This window comes from Pelagibius marinus (assembly GCF_014925385.1).
Classification (GTDB): Bacteria; Pseudomonadota; Alphaproteobacteria; order Kiloniellales; family Kiloniellaceae; genus Pelagibius; species Pelagibius marinus.
The window spans coordinates 617,627-637,439 of the sequence record NZ_JACSDK010000001.1 but is presented as its reverse complement, the minus strand read 5'-3'; the positions used below and the strand labels follow the sequence as shown (position 1 = coordinate 637,439).

20 protein-coding genes, 1 tRNA gene and 1 pseudogene are annotated in these 19,813 nt (G+C 68.1%); 13 read left to right on the top strand and 9 right to left on the bottom strand.

Annotation, left to right across the window (positions count from 1 at the left end; all coding sequences use genetic code 11):
• Positions 1-83 precede the first annotated feature (83 nt).
• Positions 84-650 (top strand): TetR/AcrR family transcriptional regulator, encoded by a 567-nt coding sequence (locus H7X47_RS03105; protein ID WP_193367128.1) that lies wholly within the window; start codon positions 84-86, stop codon positions 648-650.
• Between the two features lie 20 nt (positions 651-670).
• On the opposite strand, the gene H7X47_RS03100 is transcribed toward H7X47_RS03105, so the two are convergent.
• Positions 671-1,255 (bottom strand): glutathione peroxidase, encoded by a 585-nt coding sequence (locus tag H7X47_RS03100; protein WP_193367533.1) that lies wholly within the window; start codon positions 1,253-1,255, stop codon positions 671-673.
• Positions 1,256-1,339: 84 nt separating this feature from the next.
• On the bottom strand, positions 1,340-2,110 hold the full coding sequence (locus H7X47_RS03095) for an SDR family NAD(P)-dependent oxidoreductase (protein WP_193367127.1): 771 nt from the start codon (positions 2,108-2,110) through the stop codon (positions 1,340-1,342).
• 203 nt (positions 2,111-2,313) lie between these two features.
• Between H7X47_RS03095 and H7X47_RS03090 the strand changes: the two genes are divergently transcribed.
• Both H7X47_RS03090 and H7X47_RS03085 read left to right on the top strand, forming a co-directional pair.
• Complete coding sequence (locus H7X47_RS03090) at positions 2,314-2,850, top strand: GNAT family N-acetyltransferase (RefSeq protein WP_193367126.1); 537 nt, start codon at positions 2,314-2,316, stop codon at positions 2,848-2,850.
• A 131-nt stretch (positions 2,851-2,981) separates the two neighbouring features.
• Positions 2,982-3,509 carry a GrpB family protein gene (locus tag H7X47_RS03085; RefSeq protein ID WP_193367125.1) on the top strand — a complete coding sequence of 176 codons (528 nt, stop codon included), beginning with the start codon at positions 2,982-2,984 and terminating at the stop codon, positions 3,507-3,509.
• Positions 3,510-3,587: 78 nt separating this feature from the next.
• On the opposite strand, the gene H7X47_RS03080 is transcribed toward H7X47_RS03085, so the two are convergent.
• Positions 3,588-6,806, bottom strand: a complete 3,219-nt coding sequence (locus tag H7X47_RS03080) for an efflux RND transporter permease subunit (protein WP_193367124.1) — start codon at positions 6,804-6,806, stop codon at positions 3,588-3,590.
• Between the two features lie 195 nt (positions 6,807-7,001).
• The gene (locus H7X47_RS03075) at positions 7,002-8,375 is read right to left on the bottom strand and encodes a S8 family serine peptidase (protein WP_193367123.1); all 1,374 of its coding nucleotides are present in this window, start codon (positions 8,373-8,375) and stop codon (positions 7,002-7,004) included.
• Positions 8,376-8,588: 213 nt separating this feature from the next.
• Here H7X47_RS03075 and H7X47_RS03070 point away from each other — a divergent pair, with 213 nt between their 5' ends.
• Positions 8,589-9,494, top strand: a complete 906-nt coding sequence (locus H7X47_RS03070) for a CmcJ/NvfI family oxidoreductase (protein WP_227010129.1) — start codon at positions 8,589-8,591, stop codon at positions 9,492-9,494.
• 18 nt (positions 9,495-9,512) lie between these two features.
• Here the strand turns inward: H7X47_RS03070 and H7X47_RS03065 are convergent, their stop codons facing one another.
• Positions 9,513-9,989 carry an aminoacyl-tRNA deacylase gene (locus H7X47_RS03065; protein ID WP_193367122.1) on the bottom strand — a complete coding sequence of 159 codons (477 nt, stop codon included), beginning with the start codon at positions 9,987-9,989 and terminating at the stop codon, positions 9,513-9,515.
• A gap of 51 nt (positions 9,990-10,040) precedes the next feature.
• Positions 10,041-10,427, bottom strand: a complete 387-nt coding sequence (locus H7X47_RS03060) for a VOC family protein (protein WP_193367121.1) — start codon at positions 10,425-10,427, stop codon at positions 10,041-10,043.
• Positions 10,428-10,605: 178 nt separating this feature from the next.
• Between H7X47_RS03060 and H7X47_RS03055 the strand changes: the two genes are divergently transcribed.
• Both H7X47_RS03055 and H7X47_RS03050 read left to right on the top strand, forming a co-directional pair.
• Positions 10,606-10,905, top strand: a complete 300-nt coding sequence (locus H7X47_RS03055; RefSeq protein ID WP_193367120.1) for a zinc ribbon domain-containing protein YjdM — start codon at positions 10,606-10,608, stop codon at positions 10,903-10,905.
• 107 nt (positions 10,906-11,012) lie between these two features.
• Positions 11,013-11,354, top strand: coding sequence for an META domain-containing protein (locus tag H7X47_RS03050; RefSeq protein WP_193367119.1), 342 nt, complete (start codon positions 11,013-11,015; stop codon positions 11,352-11,354).
• A gap of 154 nt (positions 11,355-11,508) precedes the next feature.
• Here the strand turns inward: H7X47_RS03050 and H7X47_RS03045 are convergent, their stop codons facing one another.
• From H7X47_RS03045 to H7X47_RS03035, 3 genes are all read right to left on the bottom strand, one after another.
• Positions 11,509-12,213: an ankyrin repeat domain-containing protein gene (locus H7X47_RS03045; RefSeq protein ID WP_193367118.1), complete on the bottom strand. Its 705-nt coding sequence runs from the start codon at positions 12,211-12,213 to the stop codon at positions 11,509-11,511.
• Complete coding sequence (locus H7X47_RS03040; RefSeq protein ID WP_193367117.1) at positions 12,210-12,905, bottom strand: hypothetical protein; 696 nt, start codon at positions 12,903-12,905, stop codon at positions 12,210-12,212. Before H7X47_RS03040 ends, H7X47_RS03045 begins: the two co-directional genes overlap by 4 nt.
• A 289-nt stretch (positions 12,906-13,194) precedes the next feature.
• Positions 13,195-13,284 (bottom strand) — tRNA-Ser (locus H7X47_RS03035).
• Positions 13,285-13,422: 138 nt separating this feature from the next.
• On the opposite strand from H7X47_RS03035, the gene H7X47_RS03030 reads away from it, so the two are divergent.
• The 7 genes and pseudogenes from H7X47_RS03030 (at position 13,423) to H7X47_RS03000 (ending at position 19,756) form a co-directional block, all read left to right on the top strand.
• Positions 13,423-14,451 carry a C45 family peptidase gene (locus H7X47_RS03030; RefSeq protein ID WP_193367116.1) on the top strand — a complete coding sequence of 343 codons (1,029 nt, stop codon included), beginning with the start codon at positions 13,423-13,425 and terminating at the stop codon, positions 14,449-14,451.
• A gap of 250 nt (positions 14,452-14,701) precedes the next feature.
• Positions 14,702-15,004, top strand: a pseudogene (gene rplU / locus H7X47_RS26420) (50S ribosomal protein L21); the annotation flags it as partial.
• A 255-nt stretch (positions 15,005-15,259) separates the two neighbouring features.
• The gene (rpmA, locus tag H7X47_RS03020) at positions 15,260-15,541 is read left to right on the top strand and encodes a 50S ribosomal protein L27 (protein WP_193367114.1); all 282 of its coding nucleotides are present in this window, start codon (positions 15,260-15,262) and stop codon (positions 15,539-15,541) included.
• A gap of 125 nt (positions 15,542-15,666) precedes the next feature.
• The gene (locus tag H7X47_RS03015; RefSeq protein WP_193367113.1) at positions 15,667-16,254 is read left to right on the top strand and encodes a GNAT family N-acetyltransferase; all 588 of its coding nucleotides are present in this window, start codon (positions 15,667-15,669) and stop codon (positions 16,252-16,254) included.
• Entirely contained in the window at positions 16,251-17,300 is a 1,050-nt protein-coding gene (gene obgE, locus H7X47_RS03010) for a GTPase ObgE (RefSeq protein ID WP_193367112.1), read from the top strand. Before H7X47_RS03015 ends, obgE begins: the two co-directional genes overlap by 4 nt.
• On the top strand, positions 17,297-18,433 hold the full coding sequence (gene proB / locus H7X47_RS03005) for a glutamate 5-kinase (protein ID WP_193367111.1): 1,137 nt from the start codon (positions 17,297-17,299) through the stop codon (positions 18,431-18,433). Before obgE ends, proB begins: the two co-directional genes overlap by 4 nt.
• A gap of 39 nt (positions 18,434-18,472) precedes the next feature.
• A complete protein-coding gene (locus tag H7X47_RS03000) occupies positions 18,473-19,756 on the top strand; it encodes a glutamate-5-semialdehyde dehydrogenase (protein WP_193367110.1) in 1,284 nt (427 codons plus the stop codon).
• The last annotated feature ends 57 nt before the right edge of the window (positions 19,757-19,813 follow it).

Genomic DNA, 19,813 nt, shown 5'->3' with positions numbered 1-19,813 from the left:
AATCCGCCGCGCGCGGCGCCTTGGCGACAGCGACGGCGACCGGAAGCGGCTATACTGACGGAAATGGTTTAGGGGGAAGTCCCATGCGCCCGACGAAACGTGACGAGCTGGTCGACAAGGCGCTGAAGGCGTTCTACGCCAACGGCTTCCATGCCACCGGCATGGACCGCCTGGTGGAAGAGACCGGCATTTCCAAGACGTCCATGTACAAGCACTTCCAGAGCAAGGAAGCCCTGATCCTCGCGGTGCTGCAGCGGCGCGACGCGCAGTTCCGAGACTGGCTGTTCGGGCGCATGGAAAGACTGGGCAAGACGCCGCGCGGCCAGATGCTGGCCATGTTCGACGCGCTGGAGGAATGGTTCGAGGAGCCGGGCTTTCGCGGCTGCCTCTTCATCAAGGCGGCCTCGGAGTTCCAGGAGCCGGGCCACCCCATCCATGCCCAGGCGGCAACCCACAAGGCGCTGATCTACGACCACCTGCGGAGCCTGGCCGCGCAAGGCGGCGCCGACAACCCGGCCCTGCTGGCCCGCCAGCTTCTGGTGCTGAAGGAAGGCGCCATCGTCGCCGCCCAGGTCGAAGGCTGCCGCGCCGCCGCGGCCCAGGCCAAGGACGCCGCGAAGACCCTGCTGGACAACGCCCTGGCCCACTAGGCCCGGCCAACAGTGGCGGTTCAGCTCGCCGGCTCGGCAGCCCTGGCGAGTTGCGTCTCGATGGCACGCGTGACCTTGGAAGCGGTTGGCTTGGTGGTGGTGGCGAACCAGTCGACCAGCTGGCCGTCGGGCCCGATGAGATACTTGTGGAAGTTCCAGTGCGGCCTGGCGGCGAAGCCGAGCTGCGCGGCCGCCCAGCGGTAGAAGGGATGGGCCTCCTCGCCGACCACGTGTTCCTTGCTGGTCAGCGGGAAGTCGACGTTGAAGTTCACCTCGCAGAACTGCTTGATCTCCGCCTCGCTGCCCGGCTCCTGGCCGCCGAAGTCGTTCGACGGCACGCCGAGGACCACCAGCCCCCGGTCGCGGTAGCGTTCCCAGACCGCCTGCAGCCCCTCGTACTGCGGGGTGAAACCGCAGCGCGAGGCGGTGTTCACCAGCAGCACTACCTTGCCCTCGAAGTCCGACAGCGGCAGCGGCTGGCCCTCGATGGAGGTGAAGACGAAGTCGTAGGCCGAGACCGCCGGGTCCGCAGCCGCCGCCGGGCCGGTGAAAGGTCCGGCGAAGAACGCCAGCAGCGCGAAGAACAGCGAACGGGGGGGCGTCATAGGCATAGCGCAGGCTCCGCCGATTGGGCCAAGAGGCTTTCCCTTCCAGATAGGCTGCCGGCCGGTCCGGTCAATTGCGCCGGATCACTTGGCGGTGAAGCCGCCGTCGACATAGACGATCTGCCCGGTAACGTAGGCCGAGGCGGCGGAGGCCAGGAAAATGGCGATGCCGTCCAGATCCTCCAGGCGGCCGTTGCGCCCGATCGCGGTCTGTGCCGCCAGGGCCGCCACCCGTTCTTCGTCCTCGAAGACCGCCCCGGTCAGCTCGGTCGGGAAAAAGCCCGGGGCGATGGCGTTGGCGGTGATGCCGTCACCGGACCAGGCTTCGGCCATGGCGCGGGTGAGCTGCGCCACCCCGCCCTTGGAGGCGCCGTAGGCCATGCCGTTGGGCATGGCGCGCTCGGACTGCAGCGAGGCGATGTTGACGATGCGCCCGCCGCCCTTTTCCTTCATGCCCGCCACGCAGGCCCGCGCCAGGAAGAAGGGAATAGTGAGGTTCAGGGTGATGGTGCGCTCCCAGCTCTCGGGCGTGATGGCCTCCGGCGCCTCGCGCAGGTTGATGCCGGCGGCGTTCACCAGGATGTCGGGCGGCCCGAAGTCGCCGGCCGCCGCCCGCGCCACCTCCTCCATCTGCGCCGGATCGGCCAGGTCGCGGGCCAGGCCCGTCGCCGCGCCGCCGGCCGCCTTGATGGCGGCCACGGCCTCGCCCAGCTGTTCGGCGCGGCGGGCGACCAGCACCACCGAGGCCCCGGCGCCCGCCAGCGCCTCGCTCAGGCGCCGGCCGATGCCGCTGGAACCACCGGTGACCAGCGCCACGCGGCCGGAGAGATCAAAGAGGGTCAGCCGGTCCGGCATGACTTAGACGCCGCGGCCCGGCCGCTTGCCGGCGTTCTCAAGATTTTCGATTGTCATTTCCATTGTCCTGCAGGCCTTTCCCGAGCGCGGTTCTTGTCAGGTTGCTTTTCGGCTATCTTAGCCTGCAGCCATCCCTTCCCGAAAGCGGTGCGCAGGCTGCTCTGCCTTGAAATCCCCTTTCCCGAGCCTCGACAGGCCCCGCCATGCAGATACGAGAGACCTCGGCCGACGATCTGCCCGCCGTGATGCGCCTTCAAGAGGCGGCTTTCGGCCAGGCAGAGGAAGCCGAGCTGACCCGCGCCATACTGGCCGACCCCACGGCCGCGCCGACCCTGTCGCTGCTGGCGCAGGACGACGGGAAGGTCCTGGGCCATGTGCTGTTCTCCAGGGTGCGTCTCACCGGTCCGGCAAGCGACTGCGCCGCCGCGATCCTGGCGCCGCTCGCCGTCTTGCCCGAGGCGCAGGGCCGGGGTGTCGGCGGCCGGCTGATCGAAGCGGGCCTGGCGCGGCTGCGCGAGCGCGGCGTCGCCCTGGTCTTCGTGCTCGGCGATCCCGCCTTTTACAACCGCTTCGGCTTCCAGGCGGCGGGACGCCAAGGGCTCGCCGCCCCCTACCCCATCCCCGAAGAACACGCCGAGGCCTGGAGGGTGCAGGCGCTGAACGGCGTCGTCCTCGGCAGGCTGCGCGGCAGCGTCATCTGCGGCGACAGCCTCATGCGGCCGGAGCTGTGGCGGGAGTAGCGGGCTGGACGACGGCCGTTTGACCACCTGCCACACCTGCAACGCAATATCTCAGAAAAGCAGCCCGCAAAGGCTTTGGTGCCGGCGTCACTTCCAGATAGGTTGGCGGCACCTTTCGCCGGAGCCCGCCGATGCCAAAACAGGTAGACCTGGTGTCTCATGATCCGCGCTGGCCGGAAATGGCCGAGGCGGAGGCCACAAGGCTTAGCGGCGCCCTGGGGGACCTGCTGCTGTGCGTGCACCACATCGGCTCTACTGCCATCCCCGCAATTCGGGCAAAGCCGGTGATCGACCTGATCCCCGTCGTCACCAGCCTGGAGCGCCTTGACGCGCAACAGGCTGCGATTGAAGGCCTGGGGTATCACTGGCGTGGCGAACTCGGGCTGCCCGGCCGGCGCTACTGCAGTAGGGACGATCCGCACAGCGGTGAACGTCTCTTCCAGCTCCACTGTTACCGCCAGGGCTCACCGGAGATCGTGCGCCACCTGGCATTTCGCGATTACCTGCGCGCCGACCCCGATCTCGCCCGTGCCTACGAAGCCGAAAAGCTGCGTTGCCAGATGCTGCACCCGGACGACACCCATGCTTACACTGACTGCAAGAACGTCTGGATCCGCCGCGTCGAAACCGCCGCCCTTCGCGCGCTGGACGGCGGCTGACCGGGATAATCCGACCGGAATAATTCGACCGGGACACCCTGACTGGGCCGCCGCCGGCCAGTGACGGCGGAACGCAGCCTACTGCGCGGCCAGCTGGAAGGGCTGTTCGGACTTGCCGGCGGCGCCCTTGGCGCCGTCCTTCGGCAGCAGCAGCGACAAGAGCGGCGGAATGATCGCCAGGGTCAGCAGCGCCGAGAGGCTGAGGCCGCCGATCACCACCGAGCCGAGTCCGCGGTAGAGCTCGGAGCCGGCGCCGGGGAAGACCGCCAGCGGCAGCAGGCCGAAGATCGAGGTCAGGGTCGACATGAAGATCGGCCGGATGCGGTTGCGCGTCGCCTGCAGGATGGCTTCCGATGACGGCATGCCGCTGCGGCTGTTCTGCAGTGCCTGGTCGACAAGCAGGATGGCGTTGTTGACCACGATGCCGATGAGAATGACGAAGCCCAGCATTGTCAGCATGTCCAGCGGCTGGGCGACGTAGGTATTGAGCGCGGCCAGGCCCAGCAGGCCGCCGGCCGTCGCCAGCGGCACCGAGAGCATGATGATCAGCGGGTAGACCAGGCTCTCGTAAAGCACCGAGATCACCAGGTAGACGATGATCAGCGCCACCACCAGGTTGAGCTGCAAGGCGCCCCAGGTCTCAGACAAGTCGTCGGCGGCGCCGCTGAGGCTCAGCTTCATGCCGCCGCCCAGGGCCCCGGCCTCCAGCGGGGCCACGACCTTTTCCCGCACCACCTCGATGGCGTCCTGCAGCGGCATCGACTTCGGCGGCGTGACGATCACGGTGATGGCACGCTCCCGGTCGACGTGCAGGATCTCGGTGGGCCCGCTGGTCAGTTCGATGTCGGCCAGGGAGTCGGCGGGCAGCACCAGCCCGGTGCCGGTGACGATGGGCAGCGCGTTGATGCCCTGGGTGTTGGTGACCAGCCCTTCCGGCCCCATCAGGGTGACGTCGATGCGCCGGCTGCCCAGGTTGACCTCCGCCACGCGGGTGCCGTCGTTCATGGTGTCGATCGAAATGGCCAGGTCGCGGGCCGTCAGCTTGGCCTTCGCGAGGCGGCGCAGGTCCGGCGTCACGCGGATCTCCGGCGCGCCGAGCTCCAGGCCCGGGTCGATGCGCACCTGCAGGCCCCTCGTGTCGGCGAAAGCCTTCTCGACCAACTCGTCGGCGCGCCCGGCCACGGCGATGATCTGCTCGATGTCCGGGCCGGTCACGTTCAGGTAGATGGTGCGCGAGCCACCGATTGAACGCCCGAAGATCGAGGACTGGGAGACGAAACCCCGGGTGCCGGGGTCGGCCGAGACCGCCTTCTTGAGGATCGGCACCAGTTCGCCGGCGCGGTCGATTTCGGTGGCGCTGGCGCCCACGAACATGATGTTGCGCAGGGCGACGAAGAAGAAGTTCTGAATGTGTGGCGGATCGTCTTCCTTGGCCGCTCCCTTGGCCTCACTGACCCAGTAGGGCCGGGTCGCGGCCTCGATGCGCTCGGCCAGTTCGTAGGTGGTGGCGAGGTTGTAGCCCGGCGGCGGCTGGACGCGGGAGAAGACAAAGTTGCGGTTGCCGTCCGGCAGGTAGTCGAGCCGCGGCATGAAGAGGTAGGTGGAAAGCGCCGCGCCGCCGCAGATCACCGCCACCACCCCCAGGGCCGCCACGCGGCTGGAGATGACCCGACGGATGACCCCCAGCACGCCGCGCACGAAGAGCCCGGCCAGGGGGTCGATGACCGGCAGGTGGAAGCGGCCGGCGAAGTCGTTCTGCGCGCCGCCCTTCGTCTTACGCGACCCCAGCATCTTGTTGGAGAGGGTCGGGATCACGGTGACGGCGACCAGCAGCGACAGCAGCACCGAGACCGAGATGGCCACGGCGATGTCGCGGAACAGCTGGCCCGCCGGCAGCTCCAGCAGCAGGATGGGGATGAAGACCATTACGGTGGTCAGCGCCGAGGCCAGGATCGCGCCCCAGACCTGCCTGGCGCCTTCGCGCGCCGCCGCGGCCGAGGGCGCGCCGCCCTGGCGCAGGCGGAAGATGTTCTCCAGCACCACGATGGCCGCGTCGACCACCATGCCCACCGCGAAGGCGATGCCGGCCAGCGAGATGACGTTCAGTGAACGGCCCACCAGCGCCATGGCGACGAAGGTGGCGATGACCGAGATGGGGATCGAGACCACGACCACCGCCGTGGCGCGCCAGGAGCGCAGGAAGAGGATGAGGATCAGCGCCGCCAGCGCACCGCCGACGAAGATGTTCTGCTCAACCAGTTTGATGGCCGAGTTGATGTAGACGGTCTCATCGTAGAACAGCACCAGCTCGACCGCCTCGAAGCGCAGCGGCCCTTCGTTCAGCTCACGCACCGCCTCGCGCAGCCCCTCCATGGTCTCGATGACGTTGGCGCCGCCCTCGCGCACCACGTTGAGACGGATCATCGGCTGACCGTTGAAGCGCCGGTTGCTGGTCGGGTCCTCGTAGTCCAGGCGAACCTGGGCGATGTCGCCCACGGTGACGTCGGCCAGGCGACCGCCGCCGGAGGGGCCGCTGTCGGAATCGTAGGTGGTCTGCAGCACCACGCTGCGCAGCTTTTCGACCGTCGCGGTTTCGGAATCGGTGCGCACGATGTAGCGGCGCTTGCCTTCCTCGACCGCGCCGGCGGTGAGTGTGACGTTCGCCTCGCGCAGGGCCTGCAGCACCCGGGGCACGGTCAGGCCGTAGCCGGCCAGCACCGAAGGCTCGATGATGACCTGCAGCTCGCGCGCGCTGCCGCCGGCATAGTCGACCTGGGAAACGCCGGCCACGCGCTGCAGGCGGTCGGCGATGACGTCCTCGACCAGGTCGCCGTAGGTGTCGATCCCGCGGGTGTTGCCTTCCAGCCGCGTCATCGCCAGGCGGGCGATGGGCACGTCTTCCGAGCCCGAGGTGCGGATCGCGGGTTCGCCGGCTTCCGCCGGCAGGTCGGAGACGTTGCCCAGCCGGTTGGACACCAGCATGAAGGCGCGGTCCATGTTCTGGCCGACGTTGAACTCCAGGGTGATACGGCTGCGCCCGAGGTCGGAATCGCTCGACATCTCGACCACGCCCTCGACGCCGGCGAGTTCCTCTTCCAGGCGGTTGGTGATCTCGCGCTCGACCTCCAGGGGCGAGGCCCCGCTCCAGGAGGTGGTGACCTGCAGCACCGGTCGGCGCACGTCCGGGGTCAGCTGAATGGGAATGGTCTGCAGGGCGACGAGGCCGAGCGCCAGAACGATGAGCACCGCCGCGGCCACCGCCGTCGGCCGCTTGATCGCGAAGCCGATGAAATCCATTCAGTTGCTACCCGCCAAAGCCGGCCACCCGAAGCCAGCGCTAAGGATTATGCGGTTGCTTTCCGATCTAGCGCAACGGCTTCCTCCGGCAAGCGACAGCGCCAAAATCGCGGAAATCCGGGGTTTTTCTGGTGATACATACGGCCTGCGGGCAGCAGGCATCCCCGCTGGGCCGCCGCCTGCGGCACCGGGGGCCTAGTCTCCCGGGTCGGGGATCCAGCCGACGGCCACCGTGCCCTCGACCGGGGGCGCGACGGCGCGCGCGAAGATCGCGCGCTTCAGCTCTGCCGCCTGCCAGTCGGGATGGGCGGCCTTGAGGCGTGCGGCCAGGGCCGCGACCCGCGGCACCGCAAAGCTGGAGCCGGAGCCCTCGGTCGGCTTGCCGTCGAAGCCGGTGACGCGGCGGTGTTCCGCCGGCACCAGCAGGTCGACGCTGACAGCGCCCCAGTTGGAGCCGGGCGCCGGAACACCGGCGAGGTCTGAGGAGGTCACCACGATCATGTTGTCGAGGTCCAGGCCGGCCGGGTAGAGCGGGCGTCCGCCCGTCCGCCCCTCTGCGGCGGTGCGGGCGTCGATGTCGCGCCCGTCGTTGCCGGCGGAGGCGATGAAGAGCATCTGCGGCTGGGCCCGGGCCGCCGCTTCGAAAGCCAGCCAGTCGTCCTGCCGCGTGCTGCCCAGGGGCAGCATCATGATCGCCGCCCCGGCCTCGGCGGCGGCGGTCACCGCGGCGGCCATGCGGGACATATCCGGGCGCGGGTAGCGGAAAGGCAGCAGGCGCGCCGCCGGCGCCTCGGCCAGCAGCAGGCTTGCCACCTCGGTGCCGTGGCGGATCGGGAAGAAGGGCGAACGGCCGGTGTCGCCGTCGAAAGGCCGCAGGTCCATGTCCCAGAAGTCGTAGCCCAGGCTGCGCCCCGCCGCGTCGCGCGCCAGGCGCCCGGCGATCTCCGGCAGCAGGTAGTTCACGCCGCTGTCGACATGGGCGACGATCACGCCGCCGGCGTCGATGCCCCCGGGCGGCGGCCCCTCGGGGAGCGCCTCCGGGACTGGGGGATCGAGCGCCTCACGCCCGACAACCGTCACGAGGTCCGGCGCCAGCAGCAGCAGTTCGGACGCAGTCTTGCCGTGATAGCTGAGCGCGCGGGCCAGCTGGAGGTCGCAGTCGCCGCCGGTCATCGCCAGCAGCAGCGGGCGGTCGCCGGACAGCGCCCGCGACTCGATCACCAGGCGGCGCAGGATGCCGCCGGGCCTGAGCGCCGTCACCAGCAGCGCCAGGTCGGCCTCGCCGTTGACTAGGCGGATCTCGCGCCGCAGCCAGCCCTCCGGCGGTCCCGTCTCTTCGACGTCGCTCAGCAGGTAACCGGGCAGCCGGAGCTCCAGCACTTCCGGCGCCTCGACGCCGTCGGGGCAGAGCGCCCCCGCGGCGGCGAGGACCGCCTGCCGGGCTTCCGGGGTCACTTCTGCGGCCATCCCCGCGGCCGGGGCAGCCGCCAGCAGCAGGGCGGCGGCCAGCAGCGGGCGCGGCGCCCCGCGCCGCACCCGGCGCCACCTCGCGTTTTCCCTGCAGATCATGCCGCCGCCGCGCTCCGCCAATGAAGGAGACCCGACTTCGCCATAGGCGGCGCGGCGGCACAAGGACGCTTTATTTGTGCCTGCGAGGCACTGATCCCTTTCCTGAGAGGCCGATTTTCATTCTCCGGCCAAGACTCATCTGTAATGCCCGGCCTTTTCGGGCCTGAAGCGGGCGGCGCCAGCCAGCCCCGCCGCCAAGATGAGGAGACAGCCATGACCGGGAGTGCCCCTGCCGTCCTGACCCGCGAAACCGGAGCGACGCCTGCGACGGCCTCCACCACGCCGTCCAGCGTTCCGTCGACGGCGGCGGTGACGGCGCCGCTCAATTTCATCGTTCCCCAGACCGAAAAGCCGGTGCTGGAAAGTTCCGCGCTGACCGGCGGCGCGCCGCGCGAACTTTTCGCCACCGAGGCGCGCGAGGTCGACATCCTGGACCTGCGCCCGCTGGCGGAGAGCTTCTCGCTGGACCGCGAGGGTTTTGTCCTGCGCCCGGCGCCGACCGCCGTCGACGACCTCTACGACGACCGGGCCGTCGAGGCGGTCTACTACCCCGAGATCGAGGCGCTGCTGAAGCACGAGCTGGGTGCCAGCCGGGTCGCCATCTTCGACGCCACCCGGCGCTCCGACGCCGCGGCCGGCGCGGCCAACCGCGACGGCGCGCGCGGCCCGGCCGGGCGGGTGCACGTCGACTACACGGCAGTCAGCGGCCCGCGCCGCGCGGCGGACGTGCTGGGCGAGGCCGAGGTGGCGCGCCTCACCGCCAAGGGCGCGCGCATTGTGCAGGTAAACGTCTGGCGGCCGATCCGCGGCCCGGTGCGGCGCGCCCCGCTGGCCCTGGCCGACGCCGCCAGCGTGCGGCCCGGGGCGCTGGTCGCCACCGACCAGGTCTTCCCCGACCGCGTCGGCGAGATCTACCACCTGGCCCATGAGCCCGGGCAGCGCTGGTTCTACGCGCCGGAAATGACGCGCGACGAAGTGTTGCTGATCAAGGGCTGGGACAGCCTGGACGACGGACGCGCCCGCTTCACGCCGCACAGCGCCTTTGCGCTGCCGCAGCAGCGCAGCGACACCCCGCCCCGCGAAAGCATTGAGATCAGGACCTTCGCGGTCATCGAATAGACTTGCCGTTGCGCGCCTTCAGACGTGGTGGCTGAAGGCGCCGTGCCGGGCGCCGCGCGTCAGCTTGGCGAAGTCTTCCGCCGTCACCTGCAGCAAGGTGGCGTGGTCGCCGCCTTCCAGGAAGGTCTCCGGCTGGCTGGCGAGGCTGTCGTCGACGACGGTTTCCAGCCCGTAAGGCGTCCCCATCGGCGGCACCGCGCCCAGCGCGCAGTCGGGAAAGGCGTCGGCCACCTCGTCCTCGTCGGCCAGCCGCAGCTCGCGGCCTGTCAGGCGGGACAGGCTGTCCATCTCCAGGTGGTGTGTAGCCGGGATCACGGCAAGCAGGTAGCCCTCGGCATCCTTCACCAGAACGCCCTTGGCCACGCAATCCCCGGAGACGTGACTCGCCTGCGCCGTGCGCGACGCCGAGAGCGTCTTTTCGTGCGTCACGGTCTGGGGCTTGACGCCGTTTTCCCGGAGATAGCTTTGCAGTGTCGACGTGATCGTCATGGTCATGCCCTCCGATCCATTGCGACCGGAAAAGTCTAGAACCGCGGCAGGGGCGAATCAATTGCCGCCGCTGCCATAGGGGCGGGTCAGCACCTCCAGAAGGTGGCCGTTGGGATCGTCGAAGTAGACGCCACGGCCGCCGTCGTTGCGGTTGATCTCGCCGGGCCGCTGCTTGCCCGGGTCTGCCCAGTACGCCAGTCCCCGTTCGGTGATACGCGCGAAGACGGCGTCGAAGTCGCCCTCACCGATCAGGAAGGCGTAGTGCTGCTGCGCGACCTTGCCCGTCTTCTCCATGAAATCCAGCGACACGCCGTTGTCCATCTCCACCACCAGGAAATGGTAGAAGGGCTCGGGCTCCGGCCGGCCGAGGATCTCCGCCAGGAAAGCGGCCGACTTCTGCTTGTCGTTGCACCAGACGATGGTGTGGTTCAGCTCGATGGTCATGGGGACCTCGCTTGCCGGAGACGGGATGAGCGGAGCGCTTTCGCCCTTTGCCGTGGATATTGCACAGCTCTACTAAGTAGTATAAGCGGGCTTCGCGGGACGATCGATGCTGAGCGGACCTTGAAGCCTGTTCCTGCACGAAGCCTGTGCGAATATTTTTTTGCGACAGAGGTAGGACATGGCCGACGAGAACGACGAGTACGTTTACGACGAAGCGACAGGCGAATGGCGTCCGGCCTCGGAGATGACCGCCGAAAGCGATCAGGCCGTGGTTCGCGATGCCTCGGGGAACATCCTCGCCGATGGCGATTCGGTCACCCTCATCAAGGATCTTAAGGTGAAGGGGGCCAATCAGACCCTGAAGCAGGGCACGGTCATCAAGTCGATCCGCCTCACGGACAATGACCAGGAGATCGACTGCCGCTACGAGGGGATAAAGGGCCTTGTCCTGCGCACGGAGTTCGTGCGCAAGCGCTGACTCGCCACCGCAATCGGTGGCAAAACCGGCTAGAGTGAAACGCATGGCGCGTGACTCTTGGAGGCCGCAGCGATGACTCTTCGGTTCCCCGGTTGCCTGGTGGCGGCGTGCTTCGCCCTGGCCGCCTGCGCAGCGGCGAGTGGGTGGTCGAGGACATCGGCGGGCGCGGCATCATCGACTTCTCGCGCGTCTCCATGACCTTCGGCAGCGAAGGCTGCATCACCGGCCTCACCGGCTGCAACAGCTACTCGCTCCCCTACCAGCTCTCCGGCGACAGCCTCTCCGTCGGGCAGGGCATCAACACGCTGCGCGCCTGCCTGCCGGCCCTGGGAGACCAGGAGCGGAAGTTCCTGCAGATCCTCTCCCAAGTCACCCGCTTCGAGTTTTCCGAGACCGGCGCGCTGATCCTCTCCACCGCCGACGGCGACAGCCTCACCGCGCGGCGCTAGCCCCCTGCCCCCATAACAAAAGGCCCCGGAAAACCGCCAGCCGTTTACTAAAGTTGGGGAAAACAGGGCCGCAGCCGAGTTAGGCTGCGGCCCTTATCTATCGGACTTACAACCGAACAAAATCGTACTGGCAGGGCCGCCCATTGAATGCGAGTCAGGTTCCTCGCGATATGCTGATGCGATCGGCGAAGAAGGAATAACAAAAAGCATCAAGAAGATTGGCCCTGGCTAGCGATTTTAAACGCCGCGAGTTCTCTAGGTATTTTTTATGAACTGTAAAGTACGTGTGCTTATTATTGAAAGAGAATAGCAAATCCTCCGAATAGGTTTCTGCATCACATACATCTAATATTAATGCTTCGACGAAGGATACCTCGTCGAGGAACAAGATCTCATAGTTAGCTCCCGCCTTCAGAAGAAGCGAGATGACTTCATACTGGATCAATCGAGATCGAGGTTCCTCGCCAGTCCCACCAAGAAGTGCTGCAGCAAGGGGCCGCCTTTGTCCGAGATCTGGATCTGCTCGCCGGCGCAATAATTCTTCCACGGCCTCTATGTTACCCTCGTAGGCAGCTGTACCTAGGAGACTGTCGCCATCCGGGAAGACGACGTCCGTCACCGTCGGGTACTCTCCGAGTAGCGATAGCAGCCGTTCGGGATTGCTGGATATTGCGGCAACCCGGAAGGACTCATTGAGTTTGGTGCCGACGGAGACATCCAGGTTTTCCGAATTACCGGCTTCGGCAGAAGCGGCAATGTCGGACAGCACACCAAGAAGCAGGAAGCAGCAGAGCGAAAACTCGCACAATTGTCGCTTCATGCTACCCATTTCATCTCGCCGTCCAGCATAGTCATTCATTGACCGCCCTCCTGACTGAACATGGGCGTAACGAGGGATTTTCGTCTCGGAAGCGCCAATGATCCGGTTGGCGCTGCACGCCTACCAGGCTTGGGCCGCTCATCAAGCACCGGCTTTTCGAGCGGGTCATAGTAGAGGATCGTTTCCACTTTCACCGGTCCCATTGCCAAACCCAACCGCATGGCTGGCGTCCGCTTATCCTTACCGACGGCCACGTAGTTAAAGTAGACCCGGTATATATCCAGAAGCTTCTGGATGATACGCGGATTGTAGGCACTGTAACCTCGCCACACTCGGCCGTCATTGCTGCGCGTGCTGATGGGCCGCTCCAGCATCATGATGAGGCGGCGGATCTGCATAAAGAAGCGATCGATCGCATGCACGCTGGCGCGCTTAATCAGCCAGGCGGCGTGCAAGTCGTCCTTGATGCGCCAGGCGTTGAGCACCTTAATCCGCTTATGTGGCTCAACCTGGCGCAGCTGGGAGCCGTCCCTGGCCTGCGGCCTGGTCAGGGAGAGCCGGCCCAAGGTGACGACCTTCAGCGGGGGCACCGAAGTTTTCACAGCCAGGATTTCTGCAGCAATTGACTTGAATGTCGTGGACCGGCGGCGGGACCCGCGGAAGGTCCTTTCGCCGAGGGGCCCTCTTGCGCCTTTCGAGCCCCCTTCTTCTGAAGAAGATTTTTTCTTCACAACGACCTCCACGGAACCCGTTGGATTCCGGGGAGTATCGGTCAGCAGATCTGAAATTTTCCCCACCTTAAGTAAACGGCTGGCGGAAAACCGGGGCCTTTTGTTATGGCGGAGAGGGAGGGTTTGACGACGGTCTGCTGACCGCCGCCCCCCTCATTTCATTCGGCGGGCGCCTCGCCGTCCGGCTCGGCGTCGCCGGCGTCCTGCTGACGCCGGCACGAACCAGGCTTCGTTCACCGCGCCCCCTGCCCCATAACAAAAGGCCCCGGAAAACCGGGGCCTTTTGTTATGGCGGAGAGGGAGGGATTCGAACCCTCGGTACGCTCGCGCGCACAACGGTTTTCGAGACCGCCCCGTTCGACCACTCCGGCACCTCTCCGCAGACTCGAGGCGCAGCGGGCGCCGGAACCGGCCCCGCCGCGAACGGCGCGCCTTTACTAGCGAAGCGTCGCCGCCCTGGCAAGCGAAGGCTGATCTCCTGGCGCCCGGGCGGTTCTGGCCTCATATTGGAGGAGTCATGCTGCAGCGGCCCGCAAAGCCGCGGGACCCTCAAGCGGTCCTGCCCGAGATCCCCCTGCACGCCGTCGCCGGGCCGGGCGACCTGCTGCACCTGGAGCCGGCGCGCCTGGCCGCGTTGATCACCGCCGCCGAGCGGCGCTACCCCAGGCCCGCGATCGCCCTGGCCGACCGCCTGTCGCAACGCTGGCTGGAGAGGAGCGCCAACCCCTACCTGGAAGAGATCGCGGCCGTGGCCGCGGCCCTCGGCCGTCCCGGCGCCCATTTCCTCAACATGAGCTACGAGTGGGCCTGTACCTGCAGCGTCGGGCCGAGCCCCGACGGCCGCGCCAACCGCCTGACCCGGGTGCTGGACTGGCCCTTCGAGGGCCTGGGCGCCGAGCTGGTGGCGGCCCGCCAGCGCGGCCCCGCCGGCGACTGGATCAACATCACCTGGCCGGGCTTTTCCGGCAGCATCCAGGGCCTGGCCCCCGGCCGCTTCGCCGCCGCCTTCAACCAGGCCCCCTTACGCCGGCGCAGCCCCAGCAAGGTCATCGACTGGGCCTGTGACCGCTACGGCCTGTGGAAGTCCCGCGCCCTGCCGCCGGGCCACCTGCTGCGCCGGGTCTTCGACGAGGCCCCCGACTTCGCCGCCGCCAAGTCCATGCTGGCGGAGACGCCGCTGGCCCTGCCGGCGATCTTCTCCCTGGCCGGCTGCGAACCGGGGGAGCAGGCGGTGATCGAGCGCCTGGAAGACCATGCGGTGGTGCACGAGGGGCCACAGGTGGCAGCCAACCACTGGAACGCCGCCGACATGCCCCCGGCGCGCGCCCGCGGCACCGTCTCCGACCGCCGCGCCGAGGTAATGCGCGCCGAGGCCGCGGCGGCCGGCCCCGACCTCGCCTGGCTGAAGCCGCCGGTGCTCAACCCCACCACCCGCCTCGCCCTCTATGCCGAGCCGGCCAGCGGCCGCTTGGTGGCCCAGGGTTTCGAGGCCGCCGGACCGGACCGGGCCGTCCCGGCGACGGCGGTGACCGAGATCGCCTGTTAACCTTTTCCGGGAGGCCCCTTCCCGCCGGGCCTGGGACCCTGGAAAAGCAGGTGTCCAAGGGCCCGGAAAGAGGCACAAAATAAGGCCAGAATCGCGTTGACAGCCCGGGCGTGAGAGCTATAGTGCGCGCCCATCGACCGTGGCTCCCTGGGCCGCGGCGCTTCATTTTGGGCCTTCCCGGCCGCGGCATCCGCGCCAGAAGGTCTCCAAAGGCTAGAAATTCGGCCGAGAATTAGGCGAGCCCGCGAAAATGTTTGCAGTGATCAAGACCGGCGGCAAGCAGTACAAAGTCGCTAAGGACGATGTGATCGTCGTCGAGAAACTGAATGGCGAGACCGGTGAGGTCGTGGCCTTCGACTCCGTGCTGATGGTCGGCGAAGGCGCCGAAACCAAGGCCGGCGCGCCCTTCGTCGAGGGTGTCTGCGTGGCCGGCGAAGTCGTCGAGCAGACCCGTGGCGACAAGGTGCTGGTCTTCAAGAAGAAGCGGCGCCACAACTACCGCCGCACCGCGGGCCATCGCCAGGACCTGACGGTGGTGAAGATCACCGACATCCTGACCGACGGCAAGAAGCCCGCCGCCAAGCCGAAGAAGGCCGCCGCGCCGAAGAAGGCCGACGAGGACGAGGGCAAGGCGGAGGCTAAGGCCGAGCCGAAGAAGGCCCCGGCCAAGAAGGCTGCCGCCAAGAAGCCGGCGGCCAAGAAGACCGCGACCAAGAAGGCGCCTGCGAAGAAGGCCGCCGCCAAGAAGACCGCGACCAAGAAGGCTCCCGCCAAGAAGGCCGCGGCCAAGAAGAAGGACGACTAAGCCATGGCACACAAAAAGGCTGGCGGTAGTTCCCGCAACGGACGCGATTCCGCCGGACGCCGCCTCGGCGTCAAGAAGTTCGGTGGCGAGGCCGTGGTGCCCGGCAACATCCTGGTGCGCCAGCGCGGCACCAAGTTCCACCCGGGCCGCAACGTGGGCCTGGGCAAGGACCACACCATCTTCGCCAAGGTCGAAGGCTCGGTCACTTTCGAGACCAAGCGCGGCGGCAGGACCTACGTGTCCGTCGATGCCGTGGAGCAGCCGTCGCCGAGCGCCGCTGAATAGAACGCCGGTGGGGGCCCACCGGGGCGCCCATCCGCTAGCAGCCGAGACGAAGGAGGGAGATGGGTCGCCATCTCCCTTTTTCTTTGTCCTCTCCTCCTGGAACTCGGCAGGAAAGTACCGTTGAGATGACCGTCCGACTGGAAGTCACTTTGGAGACCGGGCACCTGATCCTGCGGCCCTTCGAGGCGGCGGACGCGGAGGCCGTTCAGGGCTACGTCAGCCTCTGGGAAGTGGCGCGCATGACCTCGCGCATCCCCCACCCCTATCCGGAGGGCGCGGCGGCGGCCTGGATCGCCGCCCAGCAGACCCAGCGCGACAGCGGCCAGGAATACACCTTCTGCCTGGCCTTGAAGGAGGCAACCGAGCAGCCCATCGGCGCCGGCGGCCTGCGCTACCTGGAAAAGGGCAACTGGGAGATCGGCTACTGGCTGGCGCCGGACTACTGGGGCCGCGGCCTCGGCACCGAGGCGGCCAGGGCCCTGGTGGTCTTCGGCTTCGAGAAGTTGGAGGCCGAAGCCCTGCAGTCCGGCCACTTCGCCGACAACCCCGCCTCCGGCCGGGTGCTGGAAAAAGCCGGCTTCGCCGCCAACGGCATCGCCCGGCAGTGGAGCGAGGCGCGCCAGGATTTCGTCGACGCCAACCGTTTCCTGCTGACCCGCGAGACCTGGGAAAAGGCGCGCGCGCAGGCGGCGGCGCAGGAGATCGCGTCGTGAAATTCCTCGACGAAGCCAAGGTCTTCCTGAAGAGCGGCGACGGCGGCAACGGCTGCATGTCGTTCCGTCGCGAGAAGTACGTGGAGTTCGGCGGCCCCGATGGCGGCGACGGCGGGCGCGGCGGCGATGTCGTCTTCGAGGCGGTGGACAGCCTCAACACCTTGATCGACTTCCGCTACCGCCAGCACTTCAAGGCCCCGCGCGGCGAGGGCGGCAAGGGCAAGAACATGACCGGCGCCGCCGGCAAGGAGCTGACCATCAAGGTGCCGGTCGGCACCCAGGTGATGAGCGAAGACAAGGAGACCGTGCTGGCCGACCTGACCGAGGCGGGCCAGCGCCTGGTCTTCCTGAAAGGCGGCGACGGCGGCTTCGGCAACACCCGCTTCAAGTCCTCCACCAACCAGGCGCCGCGCCGCGCCGACCCCGGCTGGCCGGGCGAGGAAATGTGGGTCTGGCTGCGCCTGAAACTGATTGCGGATGCGGGCCTCGTCGGCCTGCCCAACGCCGGCAAGTCGACCTTCCTTTCCGTGGTCTCGCGCGCCAAGCCCAAGATCGGCGACTACCCCTTCACCACCCTGCACCCCAACCTGGGCGTCGTGCGGCGGGGCGAGAGCGAATTCATCGTCGCCGACATTCCCGGCCTGATCGAAGGCGCCCACGAGGGCAGCGGCCTGGGCGACCGCTTCCTGGGCCATATCGAGCGCTGCGGCGTGCTGCTGCACCTGATCGACGGCACCCAGGAGGACGTGGTCGCCGCCTACCGCACGATCCGCGAGGAGCTGGCGGCTTACGGCGGCGGCCTGGCCGACAAGACCGAGGTCATCGGCCTCAACAAGATCGACGCCCTGGACGAAGAGGAGCGCGCCGAAAAGCGGGAGGCCCTGGAACAGGAATCCGGTGCCGAAGTGCTGTGCCTCTCCGGCGTCTCCGGCGAGGGCGTCGACGCGATGCTGGCGCGCCTCTGGACCCACATCGAGGCGGAGCGGCAGAAGCGCGCCGAGGAAGAAGCCGCCCCCGGCGAAGAGCGGGAAGGCTTCCGGCCATGACCGGCCAGGCTGCCCGGGACCGCCATCCCGCCCTGGCCGACGCCCGCCGCCTGGTGGTGAAGATCGGCTCGGCCCTGCTGGTCGACGACGACGGCAAGATCCGCCGGCCATGGCTGGACGCGCTGAGCGACGACGTGGCGGCGCTGAGGAAGCGCGGCACCGAGGTGCTGCTGGTCTCCTCCGGCGCCATCGCCGTGGGGCGGCGCCACCTGGGCCTGACCCACAAGGCGCTGCGCCTGGAGGAAAAGCAGGCCGCCGCGGCCACCGGGCAGATCCGCCTGGCCCACGCCTACCAGGAGTCCCTCGCCCGCCACGACGTCACCGTGGCGCAGATCCTGCTGACCCTGGAGGACACCGAGGAGCGCCGCCGCCACCTGAACGCCCGCTCCACCCTCAACACCCTGCTGCGCCTCGGCACCCTGCCGGTCATCAACGAGAACGACACCGTCGCCACCACCGAGATCCGGGTCGGCGACAACGACCGCCTGGCCGCCCGCGTCGCCGCCATGCTGGGCTGCGACAGCCTGGTGCTGCTCTCCGATATCGACGGGCTCTACAGCGCCGACCCGCGCCAGAATCCGGAAGCCGCGTTCCTGCCCGAGGTCGCCGAGATCACCGCCGAGATCGAGGCCATGGCCGGGGTCGCGCCCACCGGCTACTCCTCCGGCGGCATGGTCACCAAGCTGGCGGCCGGCAAGATCGCCACCGGCGCCGGCTGCCGCATGGCCATCGCCGACGGGCGGCGCCTGCATCCCTTGAAGGCCGTCGACGAGGGTGCGCGCTGCACCTGGTTCCTGGCCTCGGTGGAGCCGCGCACGGCGCGCAAGCGCTGGATCGCCGGCAGCCTGAAGCCGGCCGGCAAGCTGGTCGTCGACGCCGGCGCCCTGAAGGCGCTGAAGAGCGGCAAGTCGCTGCTGCCCGCCGGGGTGACCGCCGTGGAAGGCCGCTTCGAGCGCGGCGACGCAGTGCTGGTCTGCGACCCCGCGGGCCAGGAGGTGGCGCGCGGGCTGGCGGCCTATTCCGCCGCCGATGCAGGCCGGATCATGGGTCACAAGAGCCGTGAAATCGAAGCCATTCTCGGCTACCGTGGCCGGGAAGAGCTGATCCACCGGGACGACCTGGTGGTGTCCTAACAGCCTGAATTTACTGGATTAAACCGGGAGAACGGAGCCATGCCCGCCGAAGCGGCCCTCAAAGAGGAAGACCTCCAGAGCACCATGACGGCGCTGGGCGCCGCGGCCCGCGCCGCCGCCGCCGCGCTGGCCCTTGCCGACCCGGAGGTGAAGATCCGCGCCCTGATGGCCGCCGCCCGGGCGATCCGCGACAACGCGGAGAAGATCGCCGCCGCGAACGCCAAGGACATGGCCGCCGCCCGGGCCAAGGGCCTGACCCCGGCCCTGCTGGACCGCCTGGAGCTGACGCCCGAGCGCATCGAGGCCATGGCCAAGGGCGTCGAGGAGGTCGCCGGGCTGCCCGATCCCGTGGGCCGCGTGCTGGCCGAGTGGGACCGTCCCAACGGCCTGAAGATTGCCCGCGTCTCCGTGCCCCTGGGCGTCATCGGCATTATCTACGAAAGCCGGCCCAACGTGACCGCCGACGCCGGCGCGCTGTGCCTCAAGTCGGGCAACGCCGCCATCCTGCGCGGCGGCTCCGAGAGCTTCCATTCGTCGGGCGCCATCCTGGACTGCCTGCAGGCGGGCCTGAAGGAAGCCGGGCTGCCCGAGGCCGCGATCCAGCGCATCCCCACCACCGACCGCGCCGCCGTCGGCATCCTGTTGACCATGAGCGACAGCGTCGACGTCATCGTGCCGCGCGGCGGCCGGGGCCTGATCGAACGCATCCAGCGCGAAAGCCGCATCCCCGTGTTCAGCCACCTGGACGGCATGGTGCATACCTACGTCCACACCGCCGCCGACCCGGAAAAGGCGGTGAAGATCGTGGTCAACGCCAAGATGCGGCGCACCGGCATCTGCGGGGCGACCGAGACCCTGCTGGTCGACGCGGCCCTGGCCGAGACCCTGCTGGCCGACCTGCTGAAGGCCCTTAGCGAAGCCGACTGCGCCATCCGCGGCGACGAGATCGTGCGCCGGGTGATGCCGCAGGCCGAGGCGGCGACGCCCGCGGACTGGGACACCGAATACCTGGCGCCGATCATCGCCGTGAAGGTGGTCTCCGGCCTGGACGAGGCCATCGCCCACATCAACCGCCACGGCTCCCACCATACCGAGGCCATCGTCACCGAGGACGCCGCCGCCGCGGCCCGTTTCATGAACGAGGTGGATGCCGGAATCGTGATGCACAACGCCTCGACTCAGTTCGCCGATGGTGGAGAATTCGGGATGGGAGCGGAGATCGGCATCTCCACGGGGAAGATGCATGCCCGCGGCCCGGTCGGCGCCGAGCAGCTGACCAGTTACAAGTATAAGGTGCAGGGCCAGGGCCAGACCCGGCCCTGACAGCGCTGGCATCCTTCGGGCGCCGGCCGCGCTTATCCCCACCGCCGGCGGCGGCGG

What these genes read in the sequence shown, in the direction of transcription:
- H7X47_RS03105 (WP_193367128.1), top strand. Translation starts at nt 84, where the DNA reads ATGCGCCCGACGAAACGTGACGAGCTGGTCGACAAGGCGCTGAAGGCG.
- H7X47_RS03065 (WP_193367122.1), bottom strand. Translation starts at nt 9,989, where the DNA reads ATGACCATGACGATCACGTCGACACTGCAAAGCTATCTCCGGGAAAAC.
- H7X47_RS03015 (WP_193367113.1), top strand. Translation starts at nt 15,667, where the DNA reads ATGACCGTCCGACTGGAAGTCACTTTGGAGACCGGGCACCTGATCCTG.
- H7X47_RS03055 (WP_193367120.1), top strand. Translation starts at nt 10,606, where the DNA reads ATGGCCGACGAGAACGACGAGTACGTTTACGACGAAGCGACAGGCGAA.
- H7X47_RS03000 (WP_193367110.1), top strand. Translation starts at nt 18,473, where the DNA reads ATGCCCGCCGAAGCGGCCCTCAAAGAGGAAGACCTCCAGAGCACCATG.
- rpmA (WP_193367114.1), top strand. Translation starts at nt 15,260, where the DNA reads ATGGCACACAAAAAGGCTGGCGGTAGTTCCCGCAACGGACGCGATTCC.
- H7X47_RS03085 (WP_193367125.1), top strand. Translation starts at nt 2,982, where the DNA reads ATGCCAAAACAGGTAGACCTGGTGTCTCATGATCCGCGCTGGCCGGAA.
- H7X47_RS03075 (WP_193367123.1), bottom strand. Translation starts at nt 8,375, where the DNA reads ATGATCTGCAGGGAAAACGCGAGGTGGCGCCGGGTGCGGCGCGGGGCG.
- H7X47_RS03070 (WP_227010129.1), top strand. Translation starts at nt 8,589, where the DNA reads ATGACCGGGAGTGCCCCTGCCGTCCTGACCCGCGAAACCGGAGCGACG.
- H7X47_RS03080 (WP_193367124.1), bottom strand. Translation starts at nt 6,806, where the DNA reads ATGGATTTCATCGGCTTCGCGATCAAGCGGCCGACGGCGGTGGCCGCG.
- proB (WP_193367111.1), top strand. Translation starts at nt 17,297, where the DNA reads ATGACCGGCCAGGCTGCCCGGGACCGCCATCCCGCCCTGGCCGACGCC.
- H7X47_RS03060 (WP_193367121.1), bottom strand. Translation starts at nt 10,427, where the DNA reads ATGACCATCGAGCTGAACCACACCATCGTCTGGTGCAACGACAAGCAG.
- H7X47_RS03095 (WP_193367127.1), bottom strand. Translation starts at nt 2,110, where the DNA reads ATGCCGGACCGGCTGACCCTCTTTGATCTCTCCGGCCGCGTGGCGCTG.
- H7X47_RS03100 (WP_193367533.1), bottom strand. Translation starts at nt 1,255, where the DNA reads ATGACGCCCCCCCGTTCGCTGTTCTTCGCGCTGCTGGCGTTCTTCGCC.
- H7X47_RS03045 (WP_193367118.1), bottom strand. Translation starts at nt 12,213, where the DNA reads ATGAATGACTATGCTGGACGGCGAGATGAAATGGGTAGCATGAAGCGA.
- H7X47_RS03030 (WP_193367116.1), top strand. Translation starts at nt 13,423, where the DNA reads ATGCTGCAGCGGCCCGCAAAGCCGCGGGACCCTCAAGCGGTCCTGCCC.
- H7X47_RS03090 (WP_193367126.1), top strand. Translation starts at nt 2,314, where the DNA reads ATGCAGATACGAGAGACCTCGGCCGACGATCTGCCCGCCGTGATGCGC.